Raw genomic sequence first — 15,628 nt, forward strand, 5'->3', positions numbered from 1 at the left:
CAAGGCTCGCCTCGTCGCCCGCCGACGGATTCGCCGGCCGGGCCCAGGCGACATCGGATGCGAGCCAAGCCGCACAGGCCAGGATTGTCACGGTTCTGGGGATCGGGCGACGAGCAGCTTCGGACACGGGGCCTCGGGCAACGGCAGTGGCACGTCACCGCGAACGAGGCCTCGGTCGCCGCCTCCGCTCGGGATTGGCAGCGCTTCGACACCCGTCAGGACACCCCGCCCGACGCGTTTCGCGTGTGACCACGGCTGACGGCAGGTCTCCTGGCTCGCGGGTCGCCGCCCTCGCACCGTCTTCCCGGGGCAGACCCCAGTGACATGGTGGTGAAGGACTCGCCGCTCACAGTTGCGGGGGCAGCCGCGGCCTCGGGGCGAACCCTCACCGCGTTCCCTTTTGATCCCCGAAGGGAACCGTCGAGATCTAGCTATGCGGCCGGCTCCGTGAGCGTCAACGGAACTTCGCGCAGCCCTGTCGATGTGTGATCTGGCAGCAACAGCGGGTCCAGCGGGGCGCGCGTCTGCGCCGGATCGCCTCCAATGGGCGGCTGTTGAAGCCGACAGGCTCGACGGAGGCGTAGCCGTCCATCATCTCGCAAGGGTGCACGAGGGCTGCGAGCCGGGCCACTGCCAAAGCCGCTTGGGAGACGCGGCTCGCATCGCCTCTCGGGCGGCGATAGGCGCGAAGCGCAAGCTGCCGACGCATCCACCTAGACAACAAACGTGCTACATGCCGCTTGGAGCTGCGCTTCGCTGACACCTTCGAGCGTGATCGAGAGTCCCTTGAGGCTGATCACGGCGTCCCCGCACCCATCGTCGCTCGTGATTGCCAGGACATCCGCAGCGTCGAACAGCCCCAGCCCCCGCACGTCGAGCCGATCCGCGCCAGGATTGAAATCGATGATGGTATCCCGGCCCTCATCCGCCGGATCGAATACGAACGTGTCCGCATCCGAGCCGCCACTAAGCTTGTCGTTGCCCGAACCACCGCGCAGGATGTCTACCCCATCGCCGCCTGTCACCACGTCGTTGCCAGCGCCGCCGTCGAGGCGATCGTCTCCGTCTCCACCGTAGAGACGATTGTCTGCGCGGTCCCCGGTCAGATTGTCGGCCGAGTCCGAGCCGATGATGTTTTCGACGCCGCTGATCAGGTCACCCTGCGCATAGCCGCCGAGGCCCGCGATGGGCTGCAGCACGATGCCGAGATCGATGGTCACGCCCTCTGAGGCGTCGCTGAACACGATGGTGTCGTCTCCGTCTCCGCCATCGATCATGCTGGGATCGGCGCCGGGCACGAGTCGGTCGTCGCCGGGGCCACCGGACAGGAAGTCCTTGCCGGCGCGCCCCTCGATGACGTCGTCGCCTGCGCCGCCGATCAGATTGTCGTCGCCGCCGTTGCCACGGAGCGCGTCATCACCATCCTCGCCGTAGGCAAAGACTCCGAGCGGGCCCGCTCCGGCCCTGAGGACGTCGTTGCCGTTGCCGCCGTGCAGGGCATCGAGCCCCACGCCACCCTCCAGGGTATCGTCCCCATCCTCGCCGTAGAGCGTGTGGTCACCGGCCGTGACCACGATCGTGTTGTCATGCGCGTTGCCGACGAGAACCAGGGCCGCCCCAGCCGTGGTCGGAGGGCCATCTTGTTCGTAGGTTCGATCCTCCGGGCCAAGTTCGATCGTCTCCGCAACTTTGAAGGCGGCGAAGTGCAGATGATCGAGCCCGGTGTTCCGCATGATGATGTCGGAGAAATGCTGAGAGCCGATGTCGGCGAGGAGCAGCGGCGCATCCTTGAGCTGGTTGAAGTAGTAGAAGCGGTCACCTTCCTGCAGCCGGTCGAGCTGCTCCTGGAAGATCCACGTGAAGGTCGAGCCCATCTGGCTCGCACCGACCGGCTTCTCCGCGAGGCCGCCGACGAATAGGTCGACATCCTGGACGTGGATGTCCTCCTCGCCATAGGCAGCCTTGAAGAGCGTCAGCAGTTCGGCCTGCTCCTCCGGTGTGCCGCGCAAATTGGCCCCGAACGCGGCCCAGGTGTCGTAGGGTTTGAGGCTGGGCACCGTCTCGGGCTGAGTTGCTGCGTAGTTCGACGCTTGATGAGCCTGGTCGATCAGGCTGCCGTTCTCGCTCACGTAGCGCCGGAAGGCATCGAGGGTCGGCACCCCGACGTCACGGCCACGCTCGATGTTGGCTGCGTAGAGATCGAGCGGCAGCCCCAGTAGCTTGCTGCGGATCACCTCGACGATCTGCTCGTCGATCCGCTGATGCGCGGCCTGGACCTCGCCTGCGATGATCGCGGCCGCACCGCCAACCCCGCCGGTGAGCGGATCCCGGCCATCGAACATGGCCGGGTTCAGGAAGGCCGAGAACAGGGGCACGTCCTGTGTCTGGCCGTCGACATCCGTGAACGGGATGGTCTCGTTGATCATGGAATGGCCGACGCGATACATCGCGCCCGCGAATTCCTCCGAGATGCCGGGATTCACGTTCGGGTTGTACCCGCCGAAACCGTGCGACGGGCCAGGGATGCCGCCAGACATCCCGTCCGCGAATTCGGTGAACACGGTGCGCTGATACTCGGCCGTCGTGACGATCTTGGCGGCCTGGAAGATCTGCTCCGCGGTCCAATCCGGATGCAGCGCCCAGATCTGCTCGGCTTCGAAATTGTGCTCGCGGTGCCAGACCGTATGGACCGCCGTGATCGCCACGTTCTCGTCGGCGCGGTGATCTCCGGCAATGTGGTAGGAAAGCAGGTTCTTCAGATCGAATGTCGGGTTCGGGGTGCGGCCGTCCGGACCGAACGGGGAGGCGAGCGCGTCATTCTTGTCGCCCAGCATGATCGTCTGCTCAGCGTCGCCGATATTCCGGAAATCGACGAAGCCCGGCAATGTGGTGAGTCGGCTCCAAGCGTCGATGTTCGTAATCTTCTTTGCAGCTACGTCGGTCAACAGCTGATCGATGGCGTCCCTCGCGAGGCCATTGTTGACCAGAACATCCGCATAGCTGGGGAGGCTGCCTCGGGTGACCCCGTCCGGCCCCAACTCTTCGGCTCCATCGAGCAGGCGGTGAGTTTTCACCCAGCCGCCGTGGCCATCCGGAATGAGATCTCCGGCCGCGGTGCGCGCACTCTCGCGCAACAGGTCCGCCATCTTCGGCTCGGATCCGTAGGTCTGGCTCTGGTCGACGAACGGCGCTGTCTTGTTGAGATGCGCGGTCCCGGTGCTGTTGTTCATCACAGGCGTGCCGTCGGCATCCCGTTCGACAGTCCCGTTTTCTGGCTCGAAGCGCCCTGCTCGGCTGCCGGTCAGGAACTCGAATTCCGGCGGAGGGGAATCCCCCAACTGCGCGAGGAGGGCGTCGGTCGCATCGATCCGAGCCGGGGGGAGCCCCTCGGCTTCGCGAAGCGCATCGAGGCGGACCTGGGCAGCCGACAGCTGATCATTCGCGTCGCCGATGGGAACCAGATCAGGGCCGCCACCACGGGCGTAGAAATCCAATCCATGATCGAAGAACTGGCCGAAGGACATCAGGAGAAGGTTGCCGCCGAAGCTGTTGGGCAGGCTGATCGTGTTGCCGTTGGCATCGAGGGTTTGCTGGCCGATCAAGTCGCTGACCAGCCGTGGGTTCGGGAGGAGGGACGTCCCGTCGATGGAGGTGACGCGCACCGCATTGGGGCTTGCCTGGGTATCCATTTGCTCGAACTGAGCAGGGGTCAGCCGCAGGAATAGCTGACCGGCTGCGCCCCAGAACTCTCGACCGGGCGTGAGGTTGTTCTCAAACCCGTTGACGTTGCGGTGCAGGGTCGGATCACTCGCTTGCGTCAGCAGCAAGTCCAGGTCTTGCGGTCGGAGTTCGATATGCCTCGAACCTGCCGCGAGCGGATGATGCGTCGGACGACCGTCTGAATGCGATTCCATCCCATCGCCTCCGATCCTGATCACCGAATTGCACGGATGCAGCCCGCGCTGCTGCCGCCCGGCTCCTTCACGGTGGCCGGCTCGCGGCGCCCCAACTCAAGCCTCGACGACGAGCCCGCGCCCTGTCGCCCTCGATCGCAGCCGGGATGTGGTGACGGTCTTGGCTACGCGTACGGGCGACTGTCCAACAGGGCGCCAAGCCGGCAAGTAACCCGACCCGGCGCGCCCCTCGCGCTCGCCGCGTCCAAGTCGGCACCGAAAAGAAGACCCGGATTAGGAAAACTATATTAGCCGATGTAGGGGCGGAGCGCATGGGCCAGATCGCTGCCGATGCGCCTGCATTTGTTAAGGCGGCGCAGAATTTACTGAATTTAAACTGGATTAATTTTTATAGACGAAGCAATATATGTGCCGTAGCAGATATTTTGAGATTTAACATCTGTTCAGAGGCAAATTCATGGTCGCTATTCGTGGATTAATTGCATCTTCATCTTTCGACGAACTATCGCCTGACTTGGGTACTCAAGACCGTTCGCGCCCGATCCATCCTCGTTTATGCCAAAGCCGACATCGCAAGAATCCTCTGCGACCGCGCCCGGATTCCGCGCCGGTTCGATAAGCCTTCCCCCAATCCTAGGGTTCAGACGTGGCATTCGCGTGAGGCGATGCCTGCGTCGGCAAATTCAGTTCGCGCGCTAACGTAGCTCCTCTCCGACATCCTGACCCACGTCCTGGAAGACGACTCAAGGGGCGTGGCCGTCATCTGTGGCTTCGATGAATAGGCTGCTCTCTCGAAATGGCAGGCCGGAGACGCTTCGTCGTGGCTCACGCAAGCGGGAGGGGAAGAACCGCCGCCGGTACTCAGGTCGAGGATGAGGTCGCCGGACGTGAATCCGGCGACCGAGTCGAGGATCCGCCGGGCGCCAGCGCGGCTGCGAACAGCCGCCGCAGGACGTCACCGGGGGAAGTCGCTGCGCTCGGTCACGGCGCTGGCCTCACTCGTTGTCGCCCTGGACGGCAGCGATCACCGCGTCCGTGACCTGGCGGGTGGTCGCCGTGCCACCGAGATCGGGCGTGTGCAGGCTCGGATCCGCAGTGACGCGCTCGACCGCCCGCATCAGCCGGTCGGCCGCCGGCTTCTCGCCGAGGTGCTCGAGCATCTGGCAGGCGGTCCAGAACGTGGCGATCGGGTTGGCGATGCCCTTGCCGGTGATGTCGAAGGCCGAGCCGTGGATCGGCTCGAACATCGACGGATACTTGCGCTCCGGATTGATGTTGGCCGTCGGCGCGATGCCGAGCGAGCCGGCGAGCGCCGCCGCGAGGTCCGACAGGATGTCCGCGTGCAGGTTCGTGGCGACGATCGTGTCGAGGGTCTCCGGCTTCATCGTCATGCGCATGGTCATGGCATCGACCAGCATCTTGTCCCAGGTCACGTCGGGAAAGTCCTTCGCGACCTCGGCCGCGATCTCGTCCCACATCACCATGGCGTGGCGCTGGGCGTTCGACTTCGTCACCACGGTCAGCAGCTTGCGGGGACGCGACCGGGCGAGCTTGAACGCGAAGCGGATGATCCGGTCGACGCCGGCTCGGGTGAACATCGCGACGTCCGTGGCGACCTCCTCGGGATGACCCTGGTGCACACGCCCGCCGACGCCGGCATACTCGCCCTCCGAGTTCTCGCGCACGATCACCCAGTCGAGCTCCGGTCCGGACACGTGGCGCAGCGGGCTGGTGATGCCCGGCAGGATCCGCGTCGGGCGCACGTTGGCGTACTGGTCGAAGGGCTGGCAGATCGCGAGGCGCAGGCCCCAGAGGGTGATGTGGTCCGGCACATCCGGCGCGCCGACCGCACCGAAGAAGATCGCGTCGTGGTCCTTGATCTTCTCGCGCCCGTCCGCGGGCATCATCACACCGTGCTTCTTGTAGTAGTCCGAGCCCCAGTCGAAGTGGTCGAACTTGAAGCTGAAGGTTCCGGCCTTCTCCGCCAGCGCGTTCAGTGCTTCGATGCCGGCTGCGATGACCTCGACGCCGATGCCGTCGGCGGGGATCGCGGCGATGTTGTAGGTCTTCATGACAGGTCTCCGTTGAACGAGGGGAAGGTCAGCGCGCGGTGGCGCCAGCGGGCTCGGGGCGCCGCCCGGAGCGGGCGACGACGAGCGTGACGATTGCGGAGAGGACGAGCAGCGCGGCCACGAAGATCAGGCCGCCCGTGAAGCTGCCCGTCTGGTCCTTGATCCAGCCGATCGCCCAGGGGCCGACGAAGCCGCCTAGATTGCCGATCGAGTTGATCGTGGCGATGCCCACCGCCGCGGCAGAGCCCGACAGGAACATGGTGGGCATGGCCCAGAGCGGCGGCTTGGCCGCGCTGATCCCGGCATTGACGAGGCTGAGCGCTGCGATGACCGCCACGGTCGAGGAGGCGCCTCCGGCCAGCAGCAGGCCCGCGGCAGCGACGAGGCAGGCGATGACCACGTGCCAGGTGCGCTCGCCCGTCCGGTCGGAATGGCGCGCCCACAGGATCATGCCGATCACCGCGATGGTCGGCGGCACGGCGTTCAGGAAGCCGACGGCAAACGTGGACAGACCGAAGCTCTTGATGATCTGCGGAGCCCAGATCCCGAGCGTGTAGAGGCCGGCCGAGGTGCCGAAGTAGATGAGCGCCAGTGCCAGCACGCGCGCATCGGTCATCCCGCCCAGCAGGGTGTGCTTGGCGATCGTCCGCTTGCGGGTGCGCTCCTTGTTCATCTCCGCGACGAGCCAGGCGCGCTGGTCGTCGGCGAGCCACTTCGCCTTCTCGGGCCGGTCGGTCAGGTAGAACAGCACCATGACACCGAGCAGCACGGCGGGGATCGCCTCGATGATGAACATCCACTGCCAGCCGTGGAGGCCGAGGATCCCCTCCATCTCGAGCAGCGCGCTCGACAGGGGCGAGCCCAGCAGCACGGAGATCGGCGCGGCCGCCATGAACAGCGACACGACGCCGGCGCGATACCGGGCCGGGAACCAGTAGCTCAGGTAGAGGATGATGCCGGGAAAGAAGCCGGCTTCGGCCGCGCCGAGCAGGAAGCGCAGGATGTAGAACGACCACTCGCCCTTGATGAAGGCGAAGGCGCCCGAGAGCATCCCCCAGGTGATCATCACCCGAGCGATCCAGAGACGGGCGCCCACCTTGTCGAGGATGATGTTCGAGGGCACCTCGAACAGGAAGTAGCCGAAGAAGAACACACCCGCTCCGAAGCCGAATACGGCCGAGGAGAAGCCGAGATCCTTGTTCATGGTCAGCGCGGCGAAGCCGATGTTCACACGGTCGATGAAGGCGATGAAGTAGAGAAGGCAGATAAAGGGGATCAGGCGCCACGCGACCCTGCGCATGGTCGCCCGCTCGAGCGAACCGTCCATCGTTCCCTCCTGGTATGTCCAGCAGGCGTTGGTCTTTGTGCGCCAACTTGCATGCAAGATGACATTAAATGTGCCGATCCCTCGTGCGCTGTCAAATCGTTATTGCAGCTTGCATGGAAGCTGGTACGAAGGAGGGCAGTTTGGAGGATCCTATGGCGCGCCCGCGTTCGGCAGCAGAGAAGAACGACCCGGAAGCGGACCGGCGCCCCTCGCTCGTGGACGACGCCTACGCGGCGATGAAGCAGGCCATCCAGGACTCGACCTTCGCCCCCGGCTATCAAGCTTCCGAACAGGAGATCGCGCTGCGCCTCGGAATGAGCCGCACACCGGTCCACGAGGCCATCATTCGCCTGCAGGAAGATGGCTTGGTCCGCGTGCTGTCCCGGCGCGGCATCCTGATCCTCGCCCTCGCGCCGGAGGACATGCGCGAGATCTACGACGTCATCATCGCCCTCGAGGGACGGGCGGCCGAGATGCTCGCCGGTCTACCCGATGCCGAACGCGAGGCCGTGGCGGCCGAACTTGCCGGGCACACGCAGGACATGGCCGAGGCGTGGGATGCCGGCGACCTCCCGGCCTGGGGGCAGGCGGATGCGCGCTTTCACCGGACCCTCGTCGAGCGCGCCGGCAACGGGCGGATGAACCGGATCATCCAGACCATCAACGACCAGTCGCACCGCGCTCGGATGCTGACGCTGAAGCTTCGGCGCGAACTCGGAGCCTCGGTTGCCGAACACCGCGACATCATCGAGGCGATCCGGCTTGGCGATCCGGATCAGGCGCAGGCCTGCGCCTACCACCATCGTCTGCGCGCCCGGAACGAACTCCTGCCCCTGCTGGAGAGCTTCGGGCTCAAGCACCTGTGACCCGCCGATCGCTGCCCCGGCCTCATGGCGCGGGTCTACGACATCGAGCCCGCAAGCGTCCGCCAGCGCACGTAGGTTCTAGCCCGCCGAAGACCCGGTCGGAATGCATCCGAGTTGCTGGAAGAGGCCGAGCCGGTCCAGTTCGACCCAATCCTCGATCAGCTTGCCGCCGGCAAAACGCCCGATGATGATCACGGTCCATGTCACGTTGCGGCCGGACGCGGCGATCCCCTGCCATTCGCCCTGCTGGGTCGCCTGCCAGTGCCCACGCCAGACGCCTTGCCTGCCGGCGAAGAACATGTCGTCCAGGGTGTAGGCGGCGTTCGGAAAGGCCGCGAAGAAGGCCTCCATCGCCGAGCGCCAAGCGGGCAGGCCATGGATCGTCTCCATGCCCAGCCAGTGCGATGTCAGAGCGTCGTCCCAGTACCGTCCCACCCCGTCCAGACGGTGCCCGTTGAAGACCTCGTCGATGTAGGCCCGGATCAACGCCGCGTGCTGGTCTGCTGCCATGGCCCTTGCTCCCTCGATCAAGCCCTTCGCGATCGGGTGTGTCGCGAGCCTCCGGCCCGTCATCCGGCGTGGGTGCCGAGCCGATGCGGCACGAGGCGGCGTCCTCGCCGGAGGGTGGCCCCTAAGATCGCGAGGTGGGCGATGCCTTGGAGGATCTCCAGGACGAGCGGCGTCCGCATGGCCCATCCCAGGAGGGCCCACGGCAGGCTGCGCCGTTCCAGGGCACGTGTCAGGGCCGCGATGCCTCGGACGCGAATGCCGGTCTCGGGGCACGCGAACACGAGGCGCGAGAACCCGGCCGCCCGCCTAGGCCTGAGCGAGATTCCTGCATCGAGCGCGAAACCACCGGCGATCGTCCCGAGCCGCGCGGCCGGCTCGGGGGCGAAGGCCAGCGTGAAGGCGAAGATGCCGGGCAGCACGGCGAGCAGCGCGAGCTCGTTCACCGGCCGTCCGACCGCGCTGCCGAGCCAGCAGCCTGATGCTGCTCCGAGCACGGCCAGGGCGGCGAGGGCACGCGCCTTCACGCTGCCCCAGGCGGGAAGGAGGGGGTCTGGGCCGTAGGGATAATGCAACCCGGCGTCGGGCTCCGGTCTGGGATCGGGACGAGCGGTCATGCGAGGAATCTTGCCTCCGTCCCAGGCGGAGGACGTCTGCAGCTCTCCCGCCGGCCCCAGATCCGGTAGCGGTTGCGCGCGACGATATCGTACCCTCGGTCGATCCACCGGATCGGCAGGAAACCCATCGCCCGGGCGAGCAGGCTCCAGGGCAGCCCGAGGCCGTTCAGGAGCGCCCGGACGGCCTTTCCCTTCGTCAGGACGATGCCATCGGCGACATGGAGAAACGTCTCGTCCGGGCTGAACCCGCTCGGGAGGATCTCGTAGAAGGCTGCGCCGGCCGTCGATTGTGCAGGGGCGAACCGGAGCCTTGCCCTCTCCCCGTCCGCCCAGAGGGCGAAACGCACCACCAGGGAGCACATTCCACAGAAACCGTCATAGACGATGATGGGACCGCCCGCGTCGGGCCGGACCGGCTGCCGACCGCTCGGCGGAGCTTGAGCGGTGTCGATCGGGGCAACGTCTGGCATGCTCGGCGTCCATTGCGGATAGGCCGGAATATGGCACATCCGGGAACGATCGCGAGGTGGCGCGGGTCGTCGACGGGGGCGCAGGCCGCGCCGTGGCCGCTCGAGGCTCGTGCCCCTGCCGTTCGGCTCGGTCGCACAGGTCTTCGACACCCGACCAGGATCGGCGGCCCGACGCCGAACGTGCTGCTGTCGTGGGCCGAGGGCGAGCGGGGGCACGGCCGAGCGCGTCCGCGACAGGCTCGAAGTCCTCGCGCGCAACACAATCGCGGGTTATGCCGGCCCGCATGCATGCTGCGCCCAATCCTGATCCGGAAACCCTGTCCCGCGAGCAGCTCGAAGCCGAGGTGCGTCTCCTGCGCACGCAATCCGCCTCGCTCGCGCAGATGTTCGAGCAAGCCCCGAGCTTCATCGCGCTCCTGAGCGGGCCGGATCATCGCTACACGCTGACGAACGCTGCCTACCAGCGGGCCATCGACCATCGCGCGGTGACCGGCAGGACCGTGGCGGAGGCTCTGCCGGACGCGGCCGCCCAGGGCTACGTCGACCTGCTCGACGAGGTCTTCCGCTCCGGCCGGCCGCACAGGGCGACGGGCGCGCGATTCGACGTCCAGGCCGCGCCGGGCGGACCCGTCAAGGAGCGCTACCTCGACTTCGTGTACCAGCCGATCACCGACGCACGGGGTCGGGTCAGCGGCATCTTCGTCGAGGGCCACGACGTCACCGAGCGCATGCTGGCCGAGGTCGCCCTGCGAGAGAACGAGGCGCGCTACCGCACGCTCTTCGAGAGCATCGAGGTCGGGTTCTGCATCGTCGAGATGAAGTTCGAGGGCGACCGTGCCGTCGACTACCGCATCGTGGAGGCCAACCCCGCCTTCGTGCAGCAGACCGGCGCCGACGTCGCCGGCAAGTGGGTGAGCGAGTTCGCGCCCGACTTGGAGCGTCACTGGTTCGACACCTACGGCCGCGTCGCCCTGACAGGCGAGCCCGCCCATTTCGAGCACTACGCGGATGTGTTCGGCCGCTGGTTCGACGTGCGGGCCTTGCGGACCGGGGACCCTTCCGCGCACCGCGTCGCGATCTTCTTCTCGGACATCACCGAGCGGAGGATGATGGAGGCGCGCGCGGAGGCGGGCGAGCGCGAACTCCGCCTCATCACGGACGCCCTGCCGGTCCTGATCTCCTTCATCGGTGCGGACCACGTCTACCGCTTCGCCAACAAGGCCTACGAAGACTGGTTTTCGGTGCCTGCCGAGGAGATCGTCGGCCGAGATGTCCGGGACATCCTCGGTGCCGAGGCCTACGCCGCGCGCAAGTCCTTCTTGGACCGTGCCCTCGCGGGCGAGGCGGTCACATTCGAGTTGGACTGGCCGCGTCGCGATGGGCAACCGCGCGTCGCCGAGATCCGCTACCTTCCCCGCCGGTCCACGGATGGCCACGTCGACGGCTTCCACGTGTTCGTTCAGGACGTGACCGCGCGCAAGCGGACGGAAGCCGAGCTCGCGCGCCAGGTCGCCGCCCGCACGGCCGAGCGCGACCAGGTCTGGCAGGCTTCCTCGGACCTGCTCTGCGTTGCCAATTTCGACGGCTACTTCGTCAGCCTCAACCCGGCTTGGCCCAGGACGCTGGGCTGGAGCGAAGCCGAGATGAAGGCGAGGCCGTTCCTCGATTTCGTGCATCCCGACGACATCGCATCGACCCTGGCGGCGGCGAACGGTCTGGCGCGCGGCGAGGCCCAGCTCACCTTCGAGAACCGCTACCGCCACAAGGACGGCAGCGACGTCTGGCTGTCCTGGAATGCGGTGCCGCGCGACGGACTGATCTACGCCTCCGTGCGCGACGTGACCGAGGTCAAGCGCCAGGCGGAGGCCCTCGCCAAGACCGAGGAAGCCCTGCGCCAATCCCAGAAAATGGAGGCGGTCGGCCAGCTCACGGGCGGTCTGGCGCACGACTTCAACAATCTGCTGGCGGGCATCTCCGGCTCGCTGGAACTCATGCAGACCCGGATGACCCAGGGGCGGATGGGCGACCTCGACCGCTACATGACGGTCGCCCAGGGGGCAGCCAAGCGCGCCGCCGCCCTGACCCACCGCCTGCTCGCCTTCTCTCGGCGCCAGACGCTCGATCCCAAGCCGACGAACGTGAACCGCTTGGTCAAGGACATGGAGGAGCTGGTTCGGCGCACCGTCGGCCCGGCCATCCATCTGGAGGTCGTCGGCCTCGCGGGGCTGTGGCCGGCGCTCATCGACCCCGGTCAGCTGGAGAACGCGCTGCTGAACCTCTGCATCAACGCGCGGGACGCCATGCCGGACGGTGGCCGCATCACCATCGAGACCGCCAACAAGTGGATCGACGCGGCCGGGGCCCGCCAGCACGACATGCCGCCGGGGCAGTATCTCAGCGTCTGCGTCACCGACACCGGCACGGGTATGGCGCCGGAGCTCATCGAGAAGGTGTTCGAGCCCTTCTTCACCACCAAGCCGACTGGTGAGGGCACGGGCCTCGGCCTGTCGATGGTCTACGGCTTCGCCCGCCAGTCCGGCGGGCAGGTCCGAATCTATTCCGAGGTCGGCCAGGGCTCGACAATCTGCCTCTACCTGCCACGCCATTACGGCGAGGCCGACGAGGACGACATCACGCGCAGGCTCGCCGAGGTCGGTCGCGCCGGCCAGGGCGAGACGGTGTTGATCGTGGACGACGAGCCCTCGGTGCGCATGCTGGTCACCGAAGTGCTGGAGGATCTCGGCTACACCGCAATCGAGGCCGCCGACAGCGTAGCCGGCCTGAGGGTGCTGCAGTCGGACGTGCGCATCGACCTGCTGGTGACCGACGTGGGACTTCCGGGCGGCATGAACGGGCGTCAGATGGCCGATGCCGGCCGCGAATGGCGGCCGAGCCTGAAGGTGCTGTTCATCACCGGCTACGCCGAGAACGCGGTGCTCGGGAACGGCTATCTCCGGCCCGGGATGCAGGTCCTCACGAAACCGTTCGTGCTGGAGACGCTCGCCTCGCGCATCAAGGACCTCATCGCCGAGACCTGAGGCGCCGAGCACGATCGGCCGGCTATGTGCCCCTTCAGGACACCCGGAGCGGCTCGGACCCGAGCCGGATCCGCCGTCAGGCCAGATCCTCGATGCGGATCGGCAGGCGGCGGATGCGGCGGCCGGTGGCGTGGTGGATTGCGTTGGCGATCGCCGCGTTGACGCCGATGATGCCGAGCTCGCCGAGCCCCTTCACCCCGAGCGGATTCACGATCGCGTCCGGGTCCGGCACCAGCAAAGCCTCGACCACGCCGACATCCGCGGCGGTGGGCACGAGGTACTCGGCCAAATCCGGGTTACGGTAGGTTGCGCCGTCGAGGATGGTCTCCTCCAGAAGCGCGGAGCCGAGGCCCCAGATCATGCCGCCGACGAGCTGGCTCCGCGCGGTGAGCGGGTTGAGGATGCGACCCGCCGCGAAGGCGCCGGTGAGGCGCGCCACGCGGATCTCACCCGTGTCGGCATGGACGTGCACTTCCGCGAACTGGGCGCCGAAGCCCCAGGACAGGGCATCGCCACCGATCGTCAGGCCGATATGACCGGCACGCAGATCCTCCAGCGCCTTCGCCGTCGCGCCAGGGGGCACGAACTCCGCCAGAATCTCGATGCCTGCGGGATCCTGGAGACCGGCTGCTGCGCCGAGCGCCAGCGTGCGGCCGTCCGCCGCCGCGAGCGCACCACCCGCAAGGCGCAGGCTGCCCGGATCGCAGCCTGCCAACGGCCGTCCCGATGTCGTCGCAACCTGCTTCAGCTGCGCGCAGAGGCGGTCGCAGCCGAGCACCAACGTGTTCATCAGGCTCGTCGTGGTGCTCGACCCGCCCGAGATGCCTGCCGGCGGCAGGTCGGTGTCGCCGAGGCGTACCCGGACCCGCTCCACCGGAATGCCGAGCCGGTCGGCGATGCCCATCGCGAGGAGCGTCGTGATACCGTTGCCGATCTCGTGATGGGCGGTCGCGACCTCGGCGGACCCATCCGCGAACAGCCGCAGCCGCATCGTCGCCGCGGCGATCTTCACGGGCCGCACGGAGGACGCGCAGCCCAGCCCGACCTGCCAGGGCCCGTCGCGCAGCCGGTCGCCGCGCGGTGCCCGGCGCGCCCATCCGAAGGCGGACGCCGCCGCCTCGAAACAGGCCATCAGCGGCCGCGTCGAGAATGGCTTGCCGCTGATGGGATCGGTGGCGGTCTCGTTGCGGCGGCGCAGCGCGATCGGATCCAGCCCCAATTCCCAGGCCATCTCGTCGACGGCGCTCTCCAGGGCGAACAGGTAGGGCACCTCCGGCGGCGCTCGCATCGGCCCCGGCGTGTTGCGATCGACCCGGACAGCGCGCTCCTCGGTGCGGATGGCCGGGCACGCGTAGAGGCTCGCGGTCACGTCCGCCCCCTCCATCGCGAACGGATCGAAGCGCGACGTGATCACGTCGGCCTCGTGGACCAGGGCCGTGAAGCGCCCGTCGCGATCGGCGGCGAGGCGGATATGGTGGCGCGATTCGGGTCGATAATCCGCGATGGTGAAGCATTGCCGCCGGGTCGGCACCAGCGAGACCGGGCACCCGATGCGCTTCGCGGCGAGCGCGATCAGGGCAGTGTGCTGCGACAGACCGAACTTCGAGCCGAAATGCCCGCCGATGAGGCCCGAGATCACGCGGATGCGGGCCGGATCCATGCCGAGCTGCGCGGCCAGGCCGTGCTGCACAGCCCCGATGTAGCGGGCCGGCTCGTGCACGGTGAGCGTGTCGCCGTGCCAGGCGCAGCGGGTGGTGAACAGCTCGATCGGATTGTGATGCTGGACCGGCGTCTCGTAGCGCGCCGCGATCCGCGCGGCGGCGCTCGGCCAGGCGGCGTCGGGATCGCCCTTGGCGATGTCCTCATAATGGGGCTTCAGGTCGGCGAGCCGCACGATCTCGGCGCCCGGATCGTCGAAGGTCCCGGCGGCCGGCTCGGCTTCGTAGCGGACCTGCAATAGGGCGGCCGCCCGTGCAGCTGCCTCCTGCGTCCGGCCGACGACGAGCGCGACGATCTGACCGGCATAGGCGATGCGGTCCGAGGCGAGCGGCCTGTGCGCGCTGTTGACGTAGCCGCCCGCCATCAGGTGCGGCACCGGAGCGACGGCATCCGCGAAATCCCGGTGCGTGAAGATTCCGAGGAGACCCGGCATCGCTTCGGCCGCCGATCGGTCGAAGCCAGTGATGCGCCCGCACGCGATCGCGCTGGTGACGAGTGCCGCGTGAGCGACACTCCCGTCGCGTGTATCGGATGCGTAGACCGCCGTGCCCGTGACCTTTTCGTATCCCTCAACCCGGATGTGCGGGCGCCCGAGCACCGTCGGCTCGGCCGCGTTCTTCGCATCCATCCTGACATCTCCCGGCTACGGCCACTGGGCCTTATTCAGACAGCGATCGCGCGCGGCGGCTTTGGGCTGCCGGACGGTGGTCCTAAGGCGCGTCGCCGAACTCCTCCCGCACGCGTCGAACGCGGATGCGGGGCCGGGCATTTACCGCAGCGGCTTGAGGGGCCCGACCGCGTCAGCGGCCGGGCGAGCGGGTCTCAGCGGTCCCGGCGCTCGCGGATTGTCGTGCGCTCCTCGCGCCGCTCGATCCGCTCTCTGCGCGGCTCGGGATCGACGCCGAGCACGCCACCGACGGTGCCCGTTGCGGCGCCGACGGCTCCGCCAACCACGCCGCCGACCGGCCCGGCCGCGCGGTTGCCGTCCTCGACCCCGCGCTCCGCACCCCGCACGGTGCCTTGCGCTTGGGCGGACCCGGTCAGAGCAGCCGCGGACAGAAGAATGGCTGCGGTCAGGAATGCGCTCTTCATGGAAGC

11 protein-coding genes and 1 riboswitch are annotated in these 15,628 nt (G+C 67.5%); of the genes, 3 read left to right on the forward strand and 8 right to left on the reverse strand.

All coding sequences use genetic code 11. The features are described 5' to 3' along the window. Positions 1-57 precede the first annotated feature (57 nt). The gene (locus tag DK389_RS32825; RefSeq protein WP_162560420.1) at positions 58-249 is read left to right on the forward strand and encodes a hypothetical protein; all 192 of its coding nucleotides are present in this window, start codon (positions 58-60) and stop codon (positions 247-249) included. After that, positions 244-437: riboswitch (cobalamin riboswitch) on the reverse strand. Its footprint overlaps the gene before it by 6 nt. Positions 438-713: 276 nt before the next feature. Here the strand turns inward: DK389_RS32825 and DK389_RS24410 are convergent. The 3 genes from DK389_RS24410 to DK389_RS24420 all read right to left on the reverse strand — a co-directional run bounded on the left by DK389_RS24410 (position 714) and on the right by DK389_RS24420 (position 7,313). Beyond that, positions 714-3,914 (reverse strand): peroxidase family protein, encoded by a 3,201-nt coding sequence (locus DK389_RS24410; protein ID WP_109893490.1) that lies wholly within the window; start codon positions 3,912-3,914, stop codon positions 714-716. A gap of 995 nt (positions 3,915-4,909) precedes the next feature. Continuing rightward, complete coding sequence (locus DK389_RS24415; protein WP_109893492.1) at positions 4,910-5,986, reverse strand: tartrate dehydrogenase; 1,077 nt, start codon at positions 5,984-5,986, stop codon at positions 4,910-4,912. Between the two features lie 28 nt (positions 5,987-6,014). Beyond that, positions 6,015-7,313, reverse strand: coding sequence for an MFS transporter (locus DK389_RS24420; RefSeq protein WP_109893494.1), 1,299 nt, complete (start codon positions 7,311-7,313; stop codon positions 6,015-6,017). A gap of 152 nt (positions 7,314-7,465) precedes the next feature. Between DK389_RS24420 and DK389_RS24425 the strand changes: the two genes are divergently transcribed. Beyond that, positions 7,466-8,179, forward strand: a complete 714-nt coding sequence (locus DK389_RS24425) for a GntR family transcriptional regulator (RefSeq protein ID WP_109893496.1) — start codon at positions 7,466-7,468, stop codon at positions 8,177-8,179. 78 nt (positions 8,180-8,257) lie between these two features. Here DK389_RS24425 and DK389_RS24430 read toward each other — a convergent pair whose 3' ends face one another. The 3 genes from DK389_RS24430 to DK389_RS24435 are packed head-to-tail and all read right to left on the reverse strand — an operon-like array spanning position 8,258 to position 9,773. Further along, the gene (locus tag DK389_RS24430) at positions 8,258-8,689 is read right to left on the reverse strand and encodes an ester cyclase (protein ID WP_162560823.1); all 432 of its coding nucleotides are present in this window, start codon (positions 8,687-8,689) and stop codon (positions 8,258-8,260) included. A gap of 59 nt (positions 8,690-8,748) precedes the next feature. Further along, complete coding sequence (locus DK389_RS32830; protein WP_162560824.1) at positions 8,749-9,303, reverse strand: hypothetical protein; 555 nt, start codon at positions 9,301-9,303, stop codon at positions 8,749-8,751. Beyond that, a complete protein-coding gene (locus DK389_RS24435) occupies positions 9,300-9,773 on the reverse strand; it encodes a thiol-disulfide oxidoreductase DCC family protein (RefSeq protein WP_162560825.1) in 474 nt (157 codons plus the stop codon). The genes DK389_RS32830 and DK389_RS24435 overlap by 4 nt, the downstream gene beginning before the upstream one ends. 284 nt (positions 9,774-10,057) lie before the next feature. Here DK389_RS24435 and DK389_RS24440 point away from each other — a divergent pair, with 284 nt between their 5' ends. Further along, positions 10,058-12,811, forward strand: coding sequence for a hybrid sensor histidine kinase/response regulator (locus DK389_RS24440; protein WP_109896814.1), 2,754 nt, complete (start codon positions 10,058-10,060; stop codon positions 12,809-12,811). Positions 12,812-12,887: 76 nt separating this feature from the next. On the opposite strand, the gene DK389_RS24445 is transcribed toward DK389_RS24440, so the two are convergent. Next, entirely contained in the window at positions 12,888-15,158 is a 2,271-nt protein-coding gene (locus DK389_RS24445) for a xanthine dehydrogenase family protein molybdopterin-binding subunit (RefSeq protein WP_109893502.1), read from the reverse strand. A 194-nt stretch (positions 15,159-15,352) separates the two neighbouring features. Continuing rightward, positions 15,353-15,622: a hypothetical protein gene (locus tag DK389_RS24450; RefSeq protein ID WP_109893504.1), complete on the reverse strand. Its 270-nt coding sequence runs from the start codon at positions 15,620-15,622 to the stop codon at positions 15,353-15,355. Positions 15,623-15,628 lie beyond the last annotated feature (6 nt).

Origin of the sequence: Methylobacterium durans (assembly GCF_003173715.1) — a bacterium.
In the GTDB taxonomy this organism is placed as follows: domain Bacteria; phylum Pseudomonadota; class Alphaproteobacteria; order Rhizobiales; family Beijerinckiaceae; genus Methylobacterium; species Methylobacterium durans.

What these genes read in the sequence shown, in the direction of transcription:
- DK389_RS24420 (WP_109893494.1), bottom strand. Translation starts at nt 7,313, where the DNA reads ATGGACGGTTCGCTCGAGCGGGCGACCATGCGCAGGGTCGCGTGGCGC.
- DK389_RS24450 (WP_109893504.1), bottom strand. Translation starts at nt 15,622, where the DNA reads ATGAAGAGCGCATTCCTGACCGCAGCCATTCTTCTGTCCGCGGCTGCT.
- DK389_RS32830 (WP_162560824.1), bottom strand. Translation starts at nt 9,303, where the DNA reads ATGACCGCTCGTCCCGATCCCAGACCGGAGCCCGACGCCGGGTTGCAT.
- DK389_RS24410 (WP_109893490.1), bottom strand. Translation starts at nt 3,914, where the DNA reads ATGGAATCGCATTCAGACGGTCGTCCGACGCATCATCCGCTCGCGGCA.
- DK389_RS24415 (WP_109893492.1), bottom strand. Translation starts at nt 5,986, where the DNA reads ATGAAGACCTACAACATCGCCGCGATCCCCGCCGACGGCATCGGCGTC.
- DK389_RS24430 (WP_162560823.1), bottom strand. Translation starts at nt 8,689, where the DNA reads ATGGCAGCAGACCAGCACGCGGCGTTGATCCGGGCCTACATCGACGAG.
- DK389_RS32825 (WP_162560420.1), top strand. Translation starts at nt 58, where the DNA reads ATGCGAGCCAAGCCGCACAGGCCAGGATTGTCACGGTTCTGGGGATCG.
- DK389_RS24425 (WP_109893496.1), top strand. Translation starts at nt 7,466, where the DNA reads ATGGCGCGCCCGCGTTCGGCAGCAGAGAAGAACGACCCGGAAGCGGAC.
- DK389_RS24435 (WP_162560825.1), bottom strand. Translation starts at nt 9,773, where the DNA reads ATGCCAGACGTTGCCCCGATCGACACCGCTCAAGCTCCGCCGAGCGGT.
- DK389_RS24440 (WP_109896814.1), top strand. Translation starts at nt 10,058, where the DNA reads ATGCATGCTGCGCCCAATCCTGATCCGGAAACCCTGTCCCGCGAGCAG.
- DK389_RS24445 (WP_109893502.1), bottom strand. Translation starts at nt 15,158, where the DNA reads ATGGATGCGAAGAACGCGGCCGAGCCGACGGTGCTCGGGCGCCCGCAC.